Origin of the sequence: Streptomyces odonnellii, from assembly GCF_000981895.1 — a bacterium.
Classification (GTDB): Bacteria; Actinomycetota; Actinomycetes; order Streptomycetales; family Streptomycetaceae; genus Streptomyces; species Streptomyces odonnellii.
Map to the genome: position 1 here is coordinate 37528 of NZ_LATD01000003.1, position 18334 is coordinate 55861.

Below are 18334 nucleotides of genomic sequence, written 5' to 3' on the forward strand. Positions count from 1 at the left end.
CGCTGCTTGGGTCCGTCGCCGGGGCATGAAGTGCTGGGCTATCGCGTAGGCCCGCGCGTTCGCGGTGTCGCCGCCGACCATCGTCGGGATATTGCTGATCACTTGACTGGGGTCCAGGGGCTCGACGAGCTGCACCGGGCAGTCGGCGCCCGTACCGCCCGCACGTCCGAGGTATCAGCGGAACCGTCCGCCAAGTAGTGGCGCAGCAAGCACTGGAGCGCCTGCCGACGCTGCTCACGGCCCAGCGAGGTAAGGGCCTGCCGCCGGGCGAAGGCCTTGACCGGGCCGAGGTAGTGGTAGCCGCCGGGACCGTTCTCCACCACGTGCAGGTCTACGACCTGGCTGCGGACCGGCTCGCTGAACGTCGGTACGGATCACGACACCGCAGCCTTGGCAATCAAATCGATCCGCCGTTGGTGGAACGGGCACGGGCGCCTCGACCATCCGCAGGGCGGGCGTCTGCCGATCACCGCCGATGCCTGCGGCTCCAACGGCTACCACCAGGGCCTTCAAGACCGAGCTGGCTCAAAGAACCATGTCCTGGCTGGCCGGTTGTCGGCGTCTGCACCGCCGCTACGAGCGCAAGGCCGACCACTTCCTCGCCTTCGTCGGCATTGCCGTAGCCCTCATCAGCTATCGCCGATTGGAGAGGGAGAACGACTGACGCCCTGGGCTCGTCACACCCATCGGCCATGATCTCACCATGAACGAAGACGTCTTCTGGCAGCTCGTTGAAGAATGCCGGTCCACAACTGCCGATCCCGAGGGCGAACAGCTCGCTGCTGCCCTGACAGCACGCTTGGTGAACGGGCCCACGTCTGACGTGATTGGCTTCGCCGAGCAGCTCTCCTGGGCTCTGTACAGGTTGGACCGCAAGGAGTACGGCGAAGGACTGTCGGGCGATGCGTTCCTCTACACCCGGGCTGCCGTCGTCGCCGCCGGCCGTGAGGAATACGAGAACGTACTTCGATGCCCAGACAGGTTCGTGCCGTACGCCAGCGATCTCGTCTGGGCCGAGGCCCTGCTCTATGTACCTGACAAGGCGTACGAGCACATCACTGGCGAGGAATGGGACCGTAGTACCCACTACAGCTACGAGTCGTATTCCAACACAGCGGGGTGGGCTGGCGCATAGCTCCCAGCGGGTACTCCTGCCGCACCATTAGAAGCGACCTCTTAAAGAGTATATTGTGCGGGGTTAGCTGGCGTAACGTCAGGTTGGTGTGCCAGTACGCTGCCAGCAGGAGCAGCCGGTCTTCCGGCGGAAGCCCCCACGGTCGGCCTCGCCAAGTGGTGTCGGCGCCTTCGCGTCGCAGCGCACGCACCACAAGGTTGAACTGGCGTGGAGCCACGCCAGTGAACGGGCTGTCCAGGATGGCTCTGAAGCCGTGATCACACCATGCACGACAGAGATCATTTACGCCCGGCACCAGCCGGGGAGCAATCTCAGCCGAGGAAGTCCTTCCAGAACGGCACGGACGCCTGCGGAGCCCAAGGAGCATCCTCGTCGACCTCGCCGAACTCACGGTCGATGTAGTCGGCCAGGTCGTGGCCGTAGCAGATCATGTCGATTCCCACACCGACATGACCGGGTGGCCCAGTGTGTCGCGACCCGCAGGGATGAAACGGTGCGCGTACACGGGAACGAGTCGTGGCGCTCGCGCAAGTACCGCTCGAGCCGCCTCCACAGCCTCCTCATCAGAGGCGGGACGCACCCCCAGGGCCGGATGCCAACTGCCATGAGCGACATCGCCCAGCACTTCTCGTACCGGCCACCCCAGCCGGTTGCGCAGGTCGTCTGGAGCAGCGTGCCGCCAGTCGGGCCACGGCTGCTGCCACGTTGCGTCTTCCTGAAGAGGTGAGGCGACCGGCAGCCCTGCCGCCAGGAAAGCACGATGCTCCGGGGAGAACTCGAACTCATAGGCCGCCTCGATCCGGCTGAACTCTTCCTCCGTGAGCCCTGGTGCCATCTCACAGCAGCCCGCCTCCGCCAACCGCCGCGCGGCCTCCGCACCCAGCCAAGCGCCATCAAAGTCGATCACTCCGGCACCGTACACACACTGCTCGCACGGCATCGCGTCTATTCGAGCCCCGACGCGGTCCTCCAGGTCATTGCGGGACAGCCGTTAATCAGACAGCCGACCACATGGATCAACGAGTTCATGGCCTACGAGGGGGTACCCCAGCCAGGTACCGGGTCACCGACGTCGTGCGCGGCGAAGAAGTCCGCGACTTCGGCGCGGACAGAGCCTTGAAACCCCACCCCTCGCTCAGGGATGGGCCAGACCTGCTCGCCCGGATTCCCCACTTGCAGGACGCCCAACTGCGGGAGGACTGCGGCTCCCCCGATCCGCTCCTGTCAGCCAGGCGTTTTCCCGCGTGACGGTTCGGCCCGCCAGGCGGTAGAACCCTGCGTGTGACCGTCTTCTACTGCTCCAAGTGCGGGACCGCGCTCACCGGGGACCTGGTGGCTCTGCCCGCCGTCCCGGACATCGACGACCCGGACAACGGCCGGGACAAGAAGACCGGGCTTGCCCGCTCGGCTGTCCCCTGCGGGCACTACGCCATCGACCCCGACCCGTGGGGCGCCCCCTTCGTCCCGGCCGCCCCACCCCACCGGCACACCCGTCGCTCGGGCCGGGAGCTGCTACGGCCCGACAGTTGGACCACCGTCTCCGCGGGCCAGCGCGACAGCGTCATCGTCCATCCCGAAGACGTCCTGCCCCGCCTCACCGCCTTCACGCGCGGGAACAACTGGACCGGATGTTGCGGCTCCACGGGCGCGCACGGTCCCAACCTGGCGCGCGCGTGCGGCTCACGCCTCGCCACCTGGGCCGCCGATTGCCTGGGCCCCAATGAACTTCACCTCGACCCCGTCCGCATCTACGCCTGGCATCAGGGCGGATCCGCCGGGCACGCCCTTGACGATGAGGAACGACCGTGACCGTTCCAAGTGGGAGACTCAGGCACACCGCCCTGACAGGTCAACGAAAATGGGGAAGGAAGAGCGGGCCTGGGGATTTTCACGAAGCCTCATCTGCAGTACAGGTGTCGCTGCCGACGTTGGTGTGAACGCAGAGTGCGGAGTGTGGGAATGCCCGTTCAGCACGGCCTACGTATGGGTGCTGCAAAAGAAGACCGTCCGTTGAACCCGCTGTCACGAGTTCCCCGGATGCACTGCATCGCGTCAAGCAGGGACATGAGCTGGGTGACATGGTGGCGGTCTCCGCTGGTCCGAGAAACGGCCAGTAGCGTCCCGTACCCCACTGCAGCCTATGCGTGCGGCTGGCACATCGGCCCACCTCACGCCTTTGCACAGCATGTTGACAATCCCGCGAAGAGCCGCCCGGTCGTCCACAGGCAGACAGTCTGGATAGCAACGACACGGCGGACGAGGCAGGGACAACGGGGCCATGCGCTCCCATAGGTCATCAGAGACAAGATCATCTGAAGCCCGCAGGACCGTGCCGCCATGCAGCCCAACTGTCAAGTCCCGCAGTGGAACTCGTTCTGGCGAAGCCACCCATCACCCACCCCTCCGCCGGATCAGACTTGAGCACGGGTGCTCATGCGCATCGCCATCAGCCACAGCATCCTGCACCCATGGCTGACCCCCTTGCAACCCCCGAACGCTGGCGCCCCTGGTCACACAGAACACGCCTGGGCGTGGACATCGCCCTGGCGATGTCACTGTTCTTGTTGGAGATCGCGTGGCTCGCGCTGGACTCGATATACGGCTTCGGCCTGGAAGTATGGGCAGCGCAAGGCGACCAAGCACGGATCGACGCGGCCGGCCTCGCGCATCTCGGGCGGGTACGGATGCTGCTGATCGCCGCACTCATCCTGGCAGTTCTCGCGGGAATCTTCCGTGCCCGCTGGACAGCAACCGCACAGCTGCTGGCGGCCCTCCTGGCAGGCGGAGTGCTGGTGGCCGCGCAGCAAGAGTGGGACAATAGCCATTCTCTGTCACCCGCGTGCGTCCGCTATAGTGCGAACTGCTGAGACAGCCGGGCACGGATCGTGCCGCGCTGTCGCTTGCCGCCGACGTATTGCGGAACCACTGCACACCTACGTGTGAGACCCAGTGCCGTCTCCCTGCCGTCTACCCGGCGATCCGCCTTCCCGCCCGCCCGCCAGGCCCCGCGCAGTCCCCGGGGTGAGGCGAGCAGGCGAGGCGTCTGGCGGGCGCGGGCGCCGCTCCGGCGCCGGCCGGGTCAGGTGAGCGTCAGTCCGTATGCGGTCAGCACCTCGTTGACCGGCTGCCAGTAGGTGATGCCCGACGTGGTGCAGGAGGTGGTGCCGCCGGACAGCAGGCCGAGCGCCAGGCTTCCGGAGAAGGAGGCCGCTCCGCTGTCACCCGGGGCGGCGCAGGAGTTCGCGCGGAACAGTCCGTGGACGGCGCCGTTGGCGTAGTTGACGGACACGTTGACAGCCTGCACGGTGGCGGGCCGGCAGTTGTAACCGGCGATATTGAACGGCATCCCGACCCGGGGCTCGGCGGACCCGGTGATGTCGACCTCGTTCTGCCCGCACCGGACGGTGCCCGGCCGGGGAATCGTGGAGTTGTCGTACCGGACGACCCCGAAGTCGTTGCCCGGGTAGCTGGAGCCGACCGTGGGGCCGATGTAGGTGGTGAGCGACGAGTCCAGGTACCAGTGGCTCACGTCGTTGGTGCAGTGTCCCGCGGTGACGAAGTAGTCCTGGCCGTTGTAGACCGTGTTGAAGCCGAGCGAGGCCCTCGTGTCGAACCCGTAGATGTACTCGCCGCCCTTTACGAACGGCGTCATCTCACCGGCGGGCTTCCGCAGTTCGGCGGCGGTGGCCAGCTCGCCGGGGATCCGCTCGAACTTCAACGCGGCGGCCAGCCTGCCCGCGGTGCGCCGGATGTGTCCGATCTCCTGGTCGGAGACCGTCTCGTCCACCGACACCAGCACCTTGCCGGTCGCCGGGTCCGCGCTCCACGCCGTGCCCACGACGTCCGCCTCCAGCACGGCTCCCCGCACTGTGTTCAGCTCCGCGACGCTGAACGTACCGGCCGTGGTCCGGCCGCTCGCCGGGCTGGGCGCCAGTATCCCGGCGGCCAGTGCTGTCAGTACCCCCACGACCGCTGCCGATCTGACGCGGGTGGCAAGCCTATTCCTCATGTGCGCCTCCTCAGTTCGTACGATCACACCCTGTAGCATTACATGTCCACGACAATCCATTCCCCGGTTCGCCCCGAGGTGCACCTGCACTCCCGGCAGGCGCCAGGCGGACGGGCCAACTGCCGCCGAGCGAGTGTCCACGGCCGTGGCCACCAGTTACGGCCATGGGACCGGGGAGCGGTGCCGGGCCCGGCTCGGCGCGAACTCCCCTGCCTGAAGCAGGCTGAGAGCGCCGCGCCGACTGTCGGCAAACTGCGGTTTCCTGGCCGGGAGTTCAGAGGTAGACGGCGCGGACGACGATGACCACCAGGATGTCTTCGCTGAGGTAGTAGCGGAGCACGACGTCGGCGACGACGACCTGGCGGCGGGTCCTCGTCCTTGTCGATTGGCGAGGAAGCCGCGCCGTACGGGCTGGCTGTGATGCCGCGCACGCCGACGTCGAAGCGGCTGCGCAGCTCGGTGTCCATGGCAGCGCGGGCCTTGTCGGCCGGTGCTCGTCACCGAGGCACCCTGGTTCTCAGCCACACCGTGCCACTTGCGGCAGCACGTCAGATGCGCCAGGTGCGGATGCGGTCGGCGGCATCAAGGGCGTCCCTGTTTCCGGCGTCGATGTCCCGGGCGCGGTCGATGAGCACACCGTACGGGTGTCGATGCCTTCGCCTGCGGCGTTCTGGCGTTCGAGGGGCCAGATGAGTCCCAACCTCGAAGTCATGCGGCCCCGGCTGTCCTGGCAGCCCACCCGCTACCTTCCACACATGGAACGCGCCATCATCCTGAGCAGCCTCGCCGCGAGTGGAACTGACTTCAACCTGCAGCGACTCACCGAACTTGCCGCCGAACTCGGCATACCGGCCGCCGACCTTCTCGTTGTCGCAGGCCACCCGGTGCCAGCGGAACTTCTTCCTCCGAAGCGCGACGCCAGGGTCGTGAGGCAGTTCGCCTACCACGTCAGTTACTGCGACCACCTGCGGCTCGCTGCGCTGGAGGCTTTCGTTCGCTCGCTGCCCCGCGTCGCCACTCCAGAACCTCTCGTGAAACCAGCGTGGCCAGGCCGCCGTCCCGCCGAGACCAGGTTTGCCGCCGTGCTCGGCGCGCTGATCCGCAATCGCGGCTTTGGCATCGGCGAACTGCCTTTCATGGGACTGTCCCACAGCACGCTGCACAGCATGGTGTGGCGGTGGGACCCGAGTCCGCACCGCCGACAGCAGCTATCTGCCGTAGCAGGTCCGCTGGGCTGGACCCTGCCTGATCTCTTCGCGGTCGCGGATGAGCCGTACTCGGAGGAACTCCGCCCGATGCTGCACTGCCACCACCTCGGGCGGGTCTTCGCGGCGGCCGTCCCCTTGACCATCGCTCAGCTGATCGAAAGTTCGGAGAAAGCGGATCAACTGAGCGTGCGTGAGGACTACGGCGTATGGCAGCCCGTCTCGCAGGGCTTTGCCGAGGAGTGCCCGGACTTCCCCTGACAGCAAGGACTGCCTTGGTGCCTTCTGGCATGGTCGGGCGCTCCTTCGCAGGTTGTCCGCGCCAGGCAATGATTGCCCCCGGCTGTCGACGTCCGCCGAGCTCGCGCTGATCACTCGGCGCGAGCCCATTTCGACTCGGCCGCGAATAGGCGACGCCTGAACATGCGGGCTCATCAGTCCCGGGGGCCATGTTTCCCGAGGCCGTTGGCAGCCGGAGGTCGAGCTTGCCGATGATCAAGAACAAGACAGCCGCCGAGACGACATGTGTCCGGCCGGCATCCTACAGTCGATCAAGAACCTTCCCTGCACTGCGCAGTACCGCACCAGCCGACCGCGGGCGACACCTTCGAAGTCCCGTGCGGCGGCTGCGAGCGCACCGACCAGTTCTACCTCCAGGTCATCGACCGCGATCTCGGCTCGCTCTTCGACCTGACCAACGCCAGCTGCGGCGCCGCTACCATCGAGAATGTCGCCGACGAAGCCCAGGAGCCGATCGGCACACAGGAAGCCACCAGCTTCGTCGACCTCTACGACTCCTCCCGGAACCCGGCGTCTGCGACGCCGACAAGTGGACGGAAGACTTCATCACCGCCCCTGGCCAACTGTCCTTCATACACCCCAACGCCCTCAGTCACCGCAACGCCGCAGGCTCTGGCGCAGCCGGTCCGGCGGTGAGTGCGGTCGGACAGCTCGGCCGCCGGTCGTCGGCGTCCGCCGCCGCGTATGACCGGCGCCCGGTGGTCCCGCGGGCTCATGCCTGAGATTGAGTAGCCCGTTACTCACGACGCGGCATGGCCTCGAACAGTATTTTCTCAATGCCGCGCGTGGCGCATGGAAGTGATTCCCCCTGATTCACGCGAAACGCGCTGCGCGGCAGTCTGCCGACAGGATTGAAGGAGAGGTTCAGCCCTGGACATCCTGAGGGAATCCGAGAACTCGCCCACGCGGAATGAAACCGAGTTGTCGGGCAGAAGGTCCTTTCTCGTCAAGACGCTTGGGGTGACCGCCGGTCTGGTCGGAGCCACGGCGGCGACCGGCGCCCTTGCCACCCCCGCTTCCGCCAAGCCCGCCGGGGCCCAGGCGACCCAGACGAGCTGGGCTTTCTGCTCGAAGTGTTTCGTGATGCACTTCTGGGGCTACAAGCCGAACTACGGAGTCTGCCCGACCGGCGGCGGGCACACCGCGCAGGGATACAACTTCAACCTTCCCCACAGCCTGCCGGAAACCTCGACCGCGCAGGCCAATTGGCGCTTCTGCCAGAAGTGTTTCTCCATGTTTTTCTGGGGTTACCCGACCGACGGCGTCTGCCCGGCCGGCGGTCCGCACAGTGCCCAGGGATTCAACTTCACCCTCCCGCACGATGTGCCTGCGAATTTGTATTCCCAGAACGACTGGCGCTTCTGCCAGAAGTGCTTCTCCATGTTCTTCTGGGGTTACCCGACCGACGGCGTCTGCAAGGCCGGCGGTGCCCACAGCGCCCAGGGATTCAACTTCGTCCTTCCGCATCTGTAGGAACACGTCCCGGCGAGTCCGCCCTCCGTGGAAAAAGGAGAACCGGCCGTTTCGGGGAGCAGGGGTGGTCGACGGCAACGCCGCAAGGCGCGGCCCACCGCGGCTGCGGCTGATATCACTGCGGGCAGACGAGCCCAGCAAGATCCGCCGGACAGGACGTAGTACTGCACTTGCGGTTGAGGTGACGAGGTCACAGCTTTACGGGCTGTGACCTCGTTGCCTGTACTGGCCCTGGCGGGCTTGGTGTTGTGGGCGTCGGCCGGTTGGAACAGCGTTGGGGCGGCCGTTGGAGGGGCGAGGTCGTCCCTGGTCACCCTCGCGCGCTGGTCCGGGCGGGGCTGCTGCCTCCGCCTGGGCGGCCGTTGAAGCGGGCCGCTGTCCACAACTGGGTGGTCATGGTTCGTACCAGACGATGACAGCGATGCGAATCACGCGGGCCTCGGGCAGGGCGAGGTATTCGAGGAGGATGGGTTCGCGTTCGATCTGGAGCGCGTAGCGCAGGCCCGCATCGTCCATAGGGACGCCCGGGGGCCGTCGGCCGACGTCGATGGCGCTGCCTGCTTCGATCGCCAGGGCCCTGAGGTAGTTCGCGGTGGCTTTGCGCAGGTGGTCAGGCATGGCGAGGACGGTCTGCGCCGGTACTTCCCCGATGGTGACTGTCCAGCCGCGGCCGGTCCGATCATTCACAGGGCGGTTCCGTCGACGCGGTCGAGGAACTGGTCGACGGAGACCAGGTTGCGGCCGGCCTGGGTGTCGGCCCGGCTGCGTTCGGCGTCGGGTGCGCTGTTGAGCATGGCGGTCATCCACCAGCGGCGCATCACCGCGGGGACCGCGTGCTCCTCGGTGGCCAGGACCTCCGCGTAGAAGGCCAGTCGCTTCTCGCCGGTCAGGGCGTCACCGATGGCTCCGATGGTGTGCGGGATCACCGCTACCGGGCCGGGCGGCGGATATACGGGCTGGGCTGTCACGGCATCGTCCCCTTCGGTCGTGAGTCGAGTGTCCTACGCGAAACCGACGCACCGACAGTGGGGCGGGTCATCGGCGTCCCGTCCGGGCAACTGCCCCACGCCACGGCCGAGGAGGGAACGAGGTGTCGGCTGCCTACTCTGACCTCCCCGGCAACCATGTACGGGGGGTCACAGCCTGCCGGGGCAAGGACACCAGTTCGTACGGCGGACACCGCCTGCCCACGACTCCCCCGACCGGCGGACGGCAGTAGCTGCTCACGCGGGCGTGGTGTCCGGCGTGAGCGGGGCGGGGTCGGCGAGCACCTTCGGGTCGGTGGCCCACTCCGCGCCTCCGCCGGACGCCAGGACTCATGCCAGCGGGCGGGGCTCGTCGCCGTCGGGGCAATGGTGCGCAGGGTTCCGCGCCGGCCGGTCGAGGTGTCCTCGACGTCCCGGCCGATCCAAGCGTGTTGACGGTGGAGCGGGCTCACCGGGCCTGACCACCCGTCGTGGCCAGCGGTGCCCCGATGTGGCGCACGCGCACTCCGTCCTCCCGGAGCCAGCGGCTCTCGCTGTGGCGGAACTCGTGCGCCGGCTCCGGGACGATGGCGGCGGGCCGGCGTACGAGTTACCGCGGCGACGGCGACGGCCTCGGCCCGTTGCCGGATTCGCTGCCGCCCCTGGGCCACGGCCCGGATCGGGCTCTCGCCGTACGGTGATCACCTTGGTGGCCGTCAGCCCGCGTTCCCGCGCGAGCGTGTGGGCAGCCGACGCCTTTGTACTGCTCGGTTCGATTGAGTGGTCAGGTGGTCAGTGCCGCAAGCTCCGCGTTGGCGCGCTCGGTGACCAGGGCGAGGACGCGGCCGGCGACAGCCAGGTCCGCAGCGGGTATCCCACCCCAGACACGGGCGCTGACGGGAGCGGTCTCCGCACCGACGGTGGCCGTCAGCTCGCGCCCCGCCTCCGTGGGGCGAAGATGCGCGCCGTCCTCGACGAGCAGATGCTTGGCCAGCAGCTCGTCGAGAGTGGCGCGGATGTCGGCCGGATCGGCCTTGAGGTAGCCCCTGACCTGGGTGACGAGATCGTCGGGCGTCTGCGGGACATCGGAGGTGATGGCGGCCCGCAGGGCGATCTGCTGCTGGAACGTGATGCCGTGCCGGGACAGGACGTGCTCCAGAAGGCCGCGGGCGGCGTAGTGGGCGAGGGCCAGTGCGCGGGCATCGGCGGCGGGTTCGTTGGTGGTGGATGTGGATGCGGTGGTGGTCATGGCGTCGTCCCCTGAGTGTTCTCGTCGTTCGGCACGAATGGAGTGAGAGGTGCGTCGAGCAGGGTCGTCAGCTCGTCCGTGAACGCGCGCGTCCGCGGGTCGTCGGGGCCGCCGAGCGGCTCCAGCAACTGCTGAAGCAGTCGCTGTACGGCCGCGATGGCCTGCCGTGCGATGACCTGGCCCTGTTCGGTGAGGGCGAGTTGTACGGCGCGCGGGTCGCGGGGGTCCCGGGTGCGCTCGATCTGACCGGCCGACTCCAGGGTGCGCGCCAGCTTCGAGACGTACAGCGCCTCCAGGCCGGTGTGGTCTGCGAGTCGGCGCTGGCTGGGCCGCTCGCCGGTGCGCTGCATACCGTGCAGCGATGCGATCAGTACGTACTGCGCGTGGGTGAGACCCAGCGGAGCCACCGCTCGATCGACCGCGACGCGCCACTTGTTGGCGAGCCGCCATACCAGGAACCCGGGCGTGGGGCCCGGTGAAACCTTGCTCATGCCGAATAGAGTGCATGACTACTATGTCCATGGCTACTATTTTCCGTGGGTACGACACGGCGTACCCCGATCAGACCGACGGCGCCGACGGACCAGCCCTGTCGACCGGCGTCCTCGCCGGTGCCGAAGTCCCGGAAGGGACGCAGCGGTCGTCGAGGGCCGCGGCCCCCAGAACACCAGGGAGCGCGGTTCGCCGTAAGTTCCCGCACCCCGGGGCGCTACGTTCATCTGTCGCCGGGAGCAGGTCCCTCACCTCATGCGGGCTGTGAGTCTGCTGGCTGAGGTCGGCACTCACACAGACCACAGGGGCCGTTCGCCGCCGGGCGGCGAAGCGTTGACGCCAGGTGGACGGTGATCGTGCACAGTCTCTTGGTTGCACGCGTGAGGGCGACATACAGGTCGCGCTCGCCGCTGGGGCGGGCCGCGACGATCTCCTCCGGGCTGACGACGACGCTTGCGTCGAACTCCAGGCCGTGGGCCTCAGATGCCGCGCCCGGCGATCGCCCTGCCACCGCGGCAGGCCCAGTACTGCGGAAAAATCCGAGCGCGACCCGTCAGCGGCAACGGCGGGCGTTGAGCCGGGCGGCCTGGCGCGTCAGATGGTCGCGCTCGGCGAGGTTGGGTGCCTTGTGCGCCGCCTCGGCATACAGCCGCGCCGCCGTCGCCAGATCGCCGTCGCGCTCGTGGAGGTACGCCGCCACCGCGGTGTGGCGGGGCAGTGAGGCGTCCAGCGCCGCGAGCGCCGCCAGGCCGGCCCGCGGTCCGTCGGCCTCGCCGACGGCCACCGCGCGGTTGAGCCGAACGACCGGGCTGTCGGTCAGGCGCGTGAGTTCGTCGTACCACTCGACGATCTGCACCCAGTCGGTCTCCTCGGCGGTGGGCGCGTCTGCGTGGAGTGCCGCGACGGCGGCCTGGGCCTGGAACTCGCCCAGCCGGTCGCGGACGAGGGCCGCCTGCAGGATCTCGATACCCTCGGCGATCATCTCGGTGTCCCACCGGCCGCGGTCCTGCTCGGCGAGCGGCACCAGACTGCCATCGGGTGCGGTCCGGGCGGCGCGCCGGGCATGGTGAAGCATCATGAGGGCGAGCAGCCCAGCCACCTCGGGGTGGTCGACCTGGGCCGCGAGCTGCCGGGTGAGCCGGATCGCCTCGGCGGCGAGGTCGACGTCGCCGGAGTAGCCCTCGTTGAAGACGAGGTAGAGCACGCGCAGCACCGTGGCGACGTCGCCGGGCCGGTCGAACCGCACGCCGGAGACGGTGCGCTTGGCCCGGCTGATGCGCTGCGCCATGGTTGCCTCAGGCACCAGGTACGCCTGGGCGATCTGGCGGGTGGTAAATCCGCCGACGGCGCGCAGGGTGAGCGCGACCGCCGACGCAGGGGTCAGCGACGGGTGGGCGCACAGGAAATAGAGCCTGAGCGTGTCGTCCACCGCAGGCCCGGACCCCGGCGCCGGCTCCTCGTCGACCAGGTCCTCACGCCGGCGGCGGGCGGTGTCCGCCCGGGCCGCGTCGAGGAACTTGTGCCAGGCCACGGTGACCAGCCAGCCCTTCGGGTCCCGCGGCGGATCGGCCGGCCAGACCCGGACCGCCTCCACCAGCGCGTCCTGCACGGCGTCCTCGGCCGCCGCGAAATCGGCTCCGCGGCGGACGAGGACAGTGAGCACGCTCGGCGTGAGGCTCCGGAGCAGGACCTCGTCGATCGATGAGGTCACTCCGCGGTCACTCCGCGATGGTGGGCGGCGCGGACAGGAACGGGCGCACCTCCAGCCACTCGTGGATCGCCTTCCCGCCCGCCCCAGGGGCGGCCGACAGCTCCCCGGCCAGCTCGACAGCGCGCTCATGGCTGTCGACGTCGATCACCATCCAGCCGGCGATGAGGTCTTTCGTCTCGGCGAACGGGCCGTCGGTGACCGGCGGCCGCCCCTCACCGTCGTAACGGACCCACATCCCCTCCGAGGCGAGCGCCTGAGCGTCGACGAACTCGCCGGACTTCTCGAGCCGGGCCGCAAAGTCGTTCATGTACTGCACATGCGCCGAGATCTCCTCCGGCGTCCACCGGTCCATCGGCACGTCATTGACCGCAGACGGAGCGCCGCGGTAGTGCTTCAGCAGCAAGTACTTGGCCATCGTGTTTCTCCTCGGTACTGATGCGACCCATTGTGGTCGCGTTCGTAGCGGGGACGGAGCCGGTCACGGATTCTCGACATCGTCGTCCGAATCGTCGTCCGATTTTTTGGCTCTCGTGGATGAGCCTGGGGTGGATGAGCCTGGGTGAGCCGTTTCGGAGCGGGTCTCTCCGTGTCGAACGAACGGCGCCAGGAGCGGGCGCGTGCCAGTGCTCGTCCTCGGTGTCCTCGACGGCGTCCGGGTCCTGGAAGGGACGCGGGCCCCTGGCCAGGGGCCTGGCCAGGGCCGCTGACCTGGCGAGTGTCTGACACATAGCGCCGTCCGCCCGCAGGGCCGGGCGCACGGCGGCTGGTGCGTGCGATCGCAAGGCGGAGGGTGAGGCGTACGGCCCCGTCGGCCGGGAGTGTGCCGGGGGCCGCGGTCAGGGGAAGGACACGGAGCCGCCCAGCCAGACGTAGTTGATCTTGATACCCAGCCAGCGGCAGGCCGTGTACATGGCGCGGGTGCACGCGGCGCAGGGCTCGTACTGGCCCGTGATCGTCATGACGTCGCCCGCCCGGACGTCGGGGTTGCGGACGGCGCGGGCCTCGGTGTGGGTGGCCAGCGAGTTGCGGGGGTAGCCGAGGGCGGCCTCGGACGGCGACATGTTGCCGCTGGTCAGTTCGGCGCGGTAGATCTGGGCACCGCCGCGCTTGACGGTGACGGTGGCCGAGTGCGGCGGCCGGTAGTCGCTGCCCAGGAGGCGGGCGAGTTCGGCGTCGTTGGGGGACGTGCGCTGGTCGAGGACGGCCCTGGCGGTCTTGTCCTTGGCGGAGGCCAGTTTCCGTAGTTCGGCGTCCGACATCACGCGGTAGCGGTCGACCAGGGCGTTGGCGGCGTCCGCGTCCGCCTTGGCCAGCTTGCGCAGTTCCTTCCGGGGCATCGTGTCGTACGACGGGCCGGGCTCAGTACCACCGGACGCCGGGCCGCCGCCCCGGCTCTCCAGAGGGGCCAGCCGTTCCGGGGGCGCCTGCACGAAGCGCGGGCCGTCGGCGGCCATGGCGAGCGCCGGGATCAGCTCACCCGGGGGCCGCCCGGGCGCGGGCGTCCGGCTCTTCAGGAACTCCCCCGTCGCGCGTGCCGCCGCCTGGATCTTCGGTGTGGCCGCCCTGGTCGGTTTGTGGAGCAGCACCGCGACCAGGATGTCGATGCTGATCGCGACCGCCGCCTTGGCGAAGAACTGTCCGGCCAGGTCGAGCGCGGCCTCGTCCTGCGCCCCGACCGCCGTACTAATGAAGCCGTTGATGTCCCCGGCGATCTGGTACACCTCGGGGCCGACCAGCGCGGCCGACAACGCGATCAGGGCGACTCCGGCCGCACCCGCCGTACTGCCCTCCAGAACGGCGAACAGGATCGTCGTGCCGGCCATCAGCGCCAGCGACTGCGGTGTCAGCAGCTCCGCGACCTTTCCCCTGACCTCCTCGCCGCCGTACTTCTCCGCCCGCCGGATCGCCTCGGCCAGCTTGTCCATCACGGACATGGCCGCCACGTTCATCCCGGCGGCCGTCCCCGCCACCGGCCACGGCGGCTCGGCCTGCGGGAACCGCGCCCGCCACGCACCGTCCAGCGCCCGCCGGATCCGCTCGCCGTCGTACCGGTCCGCCATCCGGTGGCTGACGATCAGCAGCCGCAACTCCCGTTCCGTCAGGCCGTCCAGCGCGCCCCCGAGCTCCGGGTCAGGAACGAAGTCCAGCAGCCGGAAGGCGTTGTCGGCCGCCGTGAGCGTGAAGAACTCACCGAAGTCGGCTACCGCCAGATGCCCGCGGACCAGCCCGCCCCATCCGCCGGCCGGCGCCGGCACCTTGCGACGGACCACCTCGAACTGGTCCGGACGCTGCCGCACCCCCGAACGGATCACCGCGTCCAGCAGCGGTGTCAGCAGCTCCCCCGTCGTCCCGGTCTGCCGCAGCCCCACGGTCCGCAGGCCCGCTTCCAGCCGGGCCAGGGCGTACGGCCCGAGCCAGGCCGCCGCACCGAGGTTCCCCAGCAGATAACTGGCGTGCGCGAAACCGAGCTTCTCGATCTCGTCCACCATGCCGTCCATCGAACGGCCGTTGAGGTACTCCAGCACCTCCTTGAACTTCCCGGCCGCCACCCGCGCACCGAGCGTCTCCGTGGACGTACCCTCGGCGCCGCCCTTCGGCAGCTCCCGCTGCACCGGGGACCCACCGGCCGCATGCCCGTTCCCCGGCCCCACGACTGCCGCGGGCACCCCGCCACCGTTCAGGAGCTGCCGCACTGACGCATTGCCCGCTGTCTGCTGCAACCGCAGCAGCCCTTCGGGCCGGTGCTCCGGCGGGACGGCTGGCCGGGCAGGCGCGGCGGCGGACGAGGTGGCGGGCCGCCGCTCCGTCCGCTCGTACGCCCCTCGCCCCACGTGTCCTCACTTCCGCTGCCGCTGCGGCTCCCGCTCTCCCAGTGTCCGGATCGTTTCCCCGGTGGCCGAATCCCGGCAGGGCGGACCGGCGTACACGCGGGAATGCCCGATAGGGCACCGGTGAACGACGGCCCTGACCATCGCGACGGTCATACGTCGCGGGCACCACGCGGCGTGCCCTGGCGGCGGACGCGGGCCAAGAGGCGGGCGGGCACACGGACTCCCGCCCAGCCGCTGCTGCTGCGCATCGCCAACCGTCACATTCACCGGCGTATGGTGACCGGCGTCACGGCCGCTGACGCGGGGGCGGCGATTCTGGAGCGGCTACGGACCCGGGGGCCGGCCGGCTTGGATCCTGGAACACCCGTCGACCTGAAAGATCCCCTGGCCCGGCAGACCGCGGTGCGCGCCGCGGTCGAGGCGGACGCCGAGCTGCTGCCGACGGACGCGTTCGACCGCTTCGTCGAACTGGGTGTCTTCGTCGAGGACGAATCCATCCCGGTCGGCCTCATCGTCGCGTTGTGGCAGGCCACGAGTTCTCTGGACCAGGAACAGTCCAGAGAACTGTGCGCGGCACTGGGCGGCTTGTCCCTTCTCACGCTGGATCCGACCGCCGGGGGACGTGTCCGCCTGCACGACGTCATCCGCGGCTTTCTGCGCTCCGGGCTGGACGAGGAGCGCCTGCGCGAGGTGAACCGTGCGCTGGTCGATGCCGCCGCCTCCGATGTGCCGCCGGCCGGACCGCAGCCGGGCGGCGGTGCCGGACCGGCACGCGCCTGGTGGCAACACCCCGACCGCTACGTCGCCGACCACTTCATCACCCACCTGCTGGACGCCGGGCACGCGCGGGAGGCAGAAGCCCTGGCGCTCGACCTGCGCTGGATCGAACAGCGCCTGGACCACAGCGGAGCGAGCGCACCCCTGGCCGATTTCGCACGGGTCCCCACCCCAGCGGAGCGCCAGGCGGCCATCGACCTCGCGCGGGCATCGCACCTGCTCGAACCGACCACCCCCGCCCACGCCCTCAGGGCGATCCTCCGCAGCCGCCTGGCCGGATCCGACACCTGGCGTGGTCAAGTGGCCGCCTGGCGCTCCGCCCACCCCGTGCTCTAGAACCGGTGGCCACTGCCCGATCTGCCCCACCCCGCGCAGATCCGCGCCCTGACCGGCCCTGCCGGCGACGTAAACGCGGTGGCGTCTCCCCCGACGGCACCTGGCTCGCCACCGGCAACGAAGACGGCTCGGTGGAGATCTGGGATACGGCAACCTGGCGCCGGACCACCACTCTCACCAGCCACACCCGCGGGGTGGCCGCACTGGCCATCGCGCCCGACGGCGCCTGGCTCCCCACCGGCGGCAGCCGTGACGGTTCGGTACGGATCTGGCGTAGTGGCCCAGGAAGTTGATGTGATCGTAATGGAGCGGGGAGAGCCGTGCGAGCAGCTCGTCGGTGACGAAGAAGCCGTCGGCCGCAAGTTACTTGACGGCAGCCTCGATGTTGAGGCTGTTGCAGGGGGTATCCGCGGCCGAACGGGGTCACCACTGCCGTTTTTTAGGTAGATCACTTGAGGTCGAGGCCGAAGGAGAAGCCGACGCAATCCGCCGTCACGTCTTCACTGCCAAGCGGGATTGCGGCTCGGTAGCCAGGGTCCGAACAGAGACTCGTACTCTTCGCCCGTCTCAACAGTGAGCACGAAGTCAGGCTCGGTAGCGGAAGCCGCTGCATGCAGGCGAGCCAGCAAGACCGGAACGGATTCCAGTTTCAAGTTCAGTGCCGTCGCCAGGCGAGCTCGCTGAGCGCCGATCTCCGGTTGGTCCCCGAGCTCGTCGCGCCCCAGGTGATCGGCAGTTACCAGCATGACCGCCAGATCACCGGCGCCGGAGAACTTCAGGCAGTCCCACCAGGACGGCAGCCCCACCATGATCTCCAGTGCTGCGGCAAGACTCTGGCCGACCAGACCGGCCTGCCCTTCGGAGCTGGCGTAAAGCACGGGTCGAGCCGTACCGCGATCACCGCACTGAAAGAACGTCCCGCCGGTGAAGTCGCCAGCGATGCCTTCCAAAGCCAGCCCGGACGAAAGTCTGACCGGTTCACCGTGATCGCCACGCGAGAGATCGAACTCGCACACCTGCCACAGCAGCTCGGCGAGACCAGGGTCACGCCGGATCGAGTCAAGGATTTCGTCGTCACGCATCACGTCGTGGACGATAGCAACAGGCCCACACACGCACTTTCACGAGCGCCTTCGGTCTGGTTTCCGTAAGTGGAAACCTGCACGATCCGGCCTCCGCCCCAGGGTCGCAGGTGCCGGTAGAGGCACGACTGTGCCTGCGACATGGATGGAACCGGAGAGGTTGGTGGCAACCGGTGGCCGATCTGCGCATCGGTGAGCTCTTCGGCGGCGCCGAACAGCCCCCGTACACGGCGTTGTTGACCACCGGCCCAGGGCCGCTGCCAACGCGGTGCGAGTGTGACTACGGCTGCGGTGAGTCGCCTGGTTGTCGCAGCCACACAACCAGTCACACTCCGATGCTTGGCCGATGTGCGCGGCCGTACCCTGCGGCACACACACTTGGCCCGGCACCGTAGGTCCGGGGTAGAGCGGGCTCCCGGCCCGCCGAGCGTGGTCGTGGGCGGTCTCCGCTCAGGCCGGCGACGTGATCGGGTAGACATCGACATCGAAGAACCGGGCGAAAGGCAGGGTTGCCAGTGTTTCCGCGACTTGATTCTCATCGGCGGCGATGACCTCGATGAACGTTGCCCGCCGGGCGGCAGAAACGTAGTGGGCACCAATCCGCCCATCCGTGCGCAGCATCTCTATCTGCCTCTGTTCGTCATCTCGCAGCGCGGCGAATTCCGTGAAGTCCGTGTCGTCGCGGAGGGTTGCGACCACCATGAACGTCGGCGTCGCGGCGGTATTCGGGGTCAGTGACATGGTCTGCCCTTTCGATGGCGGTTGGTGC

The 18334-nt window shown here is 68.7% G+C and carries 21 protein-coding genes and 4 pseudogenes; 10 read left to right on the forward strand and 15 right to left on the reverse strand.

Features of this window, described 5'->3' with window-relative positions; translation table 11 throughout:
• Positions 1 to 98: 98 nt before the first annotated feature.
• On the reverse strand, positions 99 to 323 hold the full coding sequence (locus WH07_RS40160; RefSeq protein WP_198533687.1) for a hypothetical protein: 225 nt from the start codon (positions 321 to 323) through the stop codon (positions 99 to 101).
• A gap of 6 nt (positions 324 to 329) precedes the next feature.
• Between WH07_RS40160 and WH07_RS36835 the strand changes: the two are divergent.
• The 3 genes and pseudogenes from WH07_RS36835 to WH07_RS00380 all read left to right on the forward strand — a co-directional run.
• Positions 330 to 526 (forward strand): annotated as a pseudogene (locus WH07_RS36835) (ISAzo13-like element transposase-related protein); the annotation flags it as partial.
• Positions 521 to 664 (forward strand): annotated as a pseudogene (locus WH07_RS40665) (IS5/IS1182 family transposase); the annotation flags it as partial. The pseudogenes WH07_RS36835 and WH07_RS40665, both read left to right, overlap by 6 nt.
• A gap of 39 nt (positions 665 to 703) precedes the next feature.
• Positions 704 to 1135 (forward strand): DUF4240 domain-containing protein, encoded by a 432-nt coding sequence (locus WH07_RS00380; protein WP_046494126.1) that lies wholly within the window; start codon positions 704 to 706, stop codon positions 1133 to 1135.
• 58 nt (positions 1136 to 1193) lie between these two features.
• Here WH07_RS00380 and WH07_RS40670 read toward each other — a convergent pair.
• From WH07_RS40670 to WH07_RS00385, 3 genes and pseudogenes are all read right to left on the reverse strand, one after another.
• A pseudogene (locus tag WH07_RS40670) lies at positions 1194 to 1417 on the reverse strand (IS5/IS1182 family transposase); the annotation flags it as partial.
• A 29-nt stretch (positions 1418 to 1446) separates the two neighbouring features.
• Positions 1447 to 1578, reverse strand: coding sequence for a hypothetical protein (locus WH07_RS41650; RefSeq protein ID WP_269801337.1), 132 nt, complete (start codon positions 1576 to 1578; stop codon positions 1447 to 1449).
• Positions 1563 to 2042 (reverse strand): hypothetical protein, encoded by a 480-nt coding sequence (locus tag WH07_RS00385; RefSeq protein ID WP_232788645.1) that lies wholly within the window; start codon positions 2040 to 2042, stop codon positions 1563 to 1565. Before WH07_RS00385 ends, WH07_RS41650 begins: the two co-directional genes overlap by 16 nt.
• A 374-nt stretch (positions 2043 to 2416) precedes the next feature.
• Here WH07_RS00385 and WH07_RS00390 point away from each other — a divergent pair, with 374 nt between their 5' ends.
• Both WH07_RS00390 and WH07_RS00395 read left to right on the forward strand, forming a co-directional pair.
• Positions 2417 to 2944 carry a hypothetical protein gene (locus WH07_RS00390; protein ID WP_046494128.1) on the forward strand — a complete coding sequence of 176 codons (528 nt, stop codon included), beginning with the start codon at positions 2417 to 2419 and terminating at the stop codon, positions 2942 to 2944.
• Between the two features lie 659 nt (positions 2945 to 3603).
• The gene (locus WH07_RS00395; protein ID WP_046494130.1) at positions 3604 to 4002 is read left to right on the forward strand and encodes a DUF6234 family protein; all 399 of its coding nucleotides are present in this window, start codon (positions 3604 to 3606) and stop codon (positions 4000 to 4002) included.
• Positions 4003 to 4214: 212 nt separating this feature from the next.
• Here WH07_RS00395 and WH07_RS00400 read toward each other — a convergent pair whose 3' ends face one another.
• A complete protein-coding gene (locus tag WH07_RS00400; protein WP_046494132.1) occupies positions 4215 to 5144 on the reverse strand; it encodes a S1 family peptidase in 930 nt (309 codons plus the stop codon).
• Between the two features lie 755 nt (positions 5145 to 5899).
• Here WH07_RS00400 and WH07_RS00405 point away from each other — a divergent pair.
• The 3 genes from WH07_RS00405 to WH07_RS00415 all read left to right on the forward strand — a co-directional run bounded on the left by WH07_RS00405 (position 5900) and on the right by WH07_RS00415 (position 8122).
• Entirely contained in the window at positions 5900 to 6610 is a 711-nt protein-coding gene (locus WH07_RS00405; protein ID WP_157877147.1) for a hypothetical protein, read from the forward strand.
• A 264-nt stretch (positions 6611 to 6874) separates the two neighbouring features.
• Positions 6875 to 7285 (forward strand): SGNH/GDSL hydrolase family protein, encoded by a 411-nt coding sequence (locus WH07_RS40675; RefSeq protein WP_046494135.1) that lies wholly within the window; start codon positions 6875 to 6877, stop codon positions 7283 to 7285.
• A gap of 324 nt (positions 7286 to 7609) precedes the next feature.
• Positions 7610 to 8122: a hypothetical protein gene (locus tag WH07_RS00415; protein WP_232788646.1), complete on the forward strand. Its 513-nt coding sequence runs from the start codon at positions 7610 to 7612 to the stop codon at positions 8120 to 8122.
• A gap of 393 nt (positions 8123 to 8515) precedes the next feature.
• Here WH07_RS00415 and WH07_RS00420 read toward each other — a convergent pair whose 3' ends face one another.
• The 8 genes and pseudogenes from WH07_RS00420 to WH07_RS40165 form a co-directional block, all read right to left on the reverse strand.
• Entirely contained in the window at positions 8516 to 8740 is a 225-nt protein-coding gene (locus WH07_RS00420; RefSeq protein ID WP_046494175.1) for a hypothetical protein, read from the reverse strand.
• Between the two features lie 65 nt (positions 8741 to 8805).
• The gene (locus WH07_RS00425; RefSeq protein ID WP_046494139.1) at positions 8806 to 9090 is read right to left on the reverse strand and encodes a hypothetical protein; all 285 of its coding nucleotides are present in this window, start codon (positions 9088 to 9090) and stop codon (positions 8806 to 8808) included.
• A 781-nt stretch (positions 9091 to 9871) separates the two neighbouring features.
• The gene (locus WH07_RS00430) at positions 9872 to 10336 is read right to left on the reverse strand and encodes a hypothetical protein (RefSeq protein ID WP_046494141.1); all 465 of its coding nucleotides are present in this window, start codon (positions 10334 to 10336) and stop codon (positions 9872 to 9874) included.
• Positions 10333 to 10827, reverse strand: a complete 495-nt coding sequence (locus WH07_RS00435) for a MarR family winged helix-turn-helix transcriptional regulator (protein WP_046494143.1) — start codon at positions 10825 to 10827, stop codon at positions 10333 to 10335. The genes WH07_RS00430 and WH07_RS00435 overlap by 4 nt, the downstream gene beginning before the upstream one ends.
• 254 nt (positions 10828 to 11081) lie before the next feature.
• Positions 11082 to 11315: pseudogene (locus tag WH07_RS40680) on the reverse strand (hypothetical protein); the annotation flags it as partial.
• A gap of 66 nt (positions 11316 to 11381) precedes the next feature.
• Complete coding sequence (locus tag WH07_RS00440) at positions 11382 to 12527, reverse strand: RNA polymerase sigma factor (protein ID WP_046494176.1); 1146 nt, start codon at positions 12525 to 12527, stop codon at positions 11382 to 11384.
• Positions 12528 to 12546: 19 nt separating this feature from the next.
• Positions 12547 to 12954 carry a YciI family protein gene (locus WH07_RS00445; protein WP_046494145.1) on the reverse strand — a complete coding sequence of 136 codons (408 nt, stop codon included), beginning with the start codon at positions 12952 to 12954 and terminating at the stop codon, positions 12547 to 12549.
• Positions 12955 to 13375: 421 nt separating this feature from the next.
• Positions 13376 to 15370 (reverse strand): hypothetical protein, encoded by a 1995-nt coding sequence (locus WH07_RS40165; RefSeq protein ID WP_198533682.1) that lies wholly within the window; start codon positions 15368 to 15370, stop codon positions 13376 to 13378.
• Positions 15371 to 15643: 273 nt separating this feature from the next.
• Here WH07_RS40165 and WH07_RS38560 point away from each other — a divergent pair, with 273 nt between their 5' ends.
• Together WH07_RS38560 and WH07_RS42055 are read left to right on the forward strand one after the other, a co-directional pair.
• Positions 15644 to 16483: a hypothetical protein gene (locus WH07_RS38560; RefSeq protein ID WP_157877149.1), complete on the forward strand. Its 840-nt coding sequence runs from the start codon at positions 15644 to 15646 to the stop codon at positions 16481 to 16483.
• Positions 16484 to 16488: 5 nt separating this feature from the next.
• Entirely contained in the window at positions 16489 to 16776 is a 288-nt protein-coding gene (locus WH07_RS42055) for a WD40 repeat domain-containing protein (RefSeq protein ID WP_408645781.1), read from the forward strand.
• 207 nt (positions 16777 to 16983) lie between these two features.
• Here WH07_RS42055 and WH07_RS00460 read toward each other — a convergent pair whose 3' ends face one another.
• Both WH07_RS00460 and WH07_RS00465 read right to left on the reverse strand, forming a co-directional pair.
• A complete protein-coding gene (locus WH07_RS00460; RefSeq protein WP_106409480.1) occupies positions 16984 to 17568 on the reverse strand; it encodes a hypothetical protein in 585 nt (194 codons plus the stop codon).
• A 447-nt stretch (positions 17569 to 18015) separates the two neighbouring features.
• Positions 18016 to 18306 (reverse strand): muconolactone Delta-isomerase family protein, encoded by a 291-nt coding sequence (locus tag WH07_RS00465; RefSeq protein ID WP_046494151.1) that lies wholly within the window; start codon positions 18304 to 18306, stop codon positions 18016 to 18018.
• Positions 18307 to 18334 lie beyond the last annotated feature (28 nt).

Excerpts from the sequence above, each read along its gene's own strand:
- WH07_RS00395 (WP_046494130.1), top strand. The coding sequence starts at position 3,604 with ATGGCTGACCCCCTTGCAACCCCCGAACGCTGGCGCCCCTGGTCACAC.
- WH07_RS00405 (WP_157877147.1), top strand. The coding sequence starts at position 5,900 with ATGGAACGCGCCATCATCCTGAGCAGCCTCGCCGCGAGTGGAACTGAC.
- WH07_RS00435 (WP_046494143.1), bottom strand. The coding sequence starts at position 10,827 with ATGAGCAAGGTTTCACCGGGCCCCACGCCCGGGTTCCTGGTATGGCGG.
- WH07_RS00380 (WP_046494126.1), top strand. The coding sequence starts at position 704 with ATGAACGAAGACGTCTTCTGGCAGCTCGTTGAAGAATGCCGGTCCACA.
- WH07_RS00465 (WP_046494151.1), bottom strand. The coding sequence starts at position 18,306 with ATGTCACTGACCCCGAATACCGCCGCGACGCCGACGTTCATGGTGGTC.
- WH07_RS00445 (WP_046494145.1), bottom strand. The coding sequence starts at position 12,954 with ATGGCCAAGTACTTGCTGCTGAAGCACTACCGCGGCGCTCCGTCTGCG.
- WH07_RS38560 (WP_157877149.1), top strand. The coding sequence starts at position 15,644 with ATGGTGACCGGCGTCACGGCCGCTGACGCGGGGGCGGCGATTCTGGAG.
- WH07_RS00420 (WP_046494175.1), bottom strand. The coding sequence starts at position 8,740 with ATGCCTGACCACCTGCGCAAAGCCACCGCGAACTACCTCAGGGCCCTG.
- WH07_RS00400 (WP_046494132.1), bottom strand. The coding sequence starts at position 5,144 with ATGAGGAATAGGCTTGCCACCCGCGTCAGATCGGCAGCGGTCGTGGGG.
- WH07_RS00430 (WP_046494141.1), bottom strand. The coding sequence starts at position 10,336 with ATGACCACCACCGCATCCACATCCACCACCAACGAACCCGCCGCCGAT.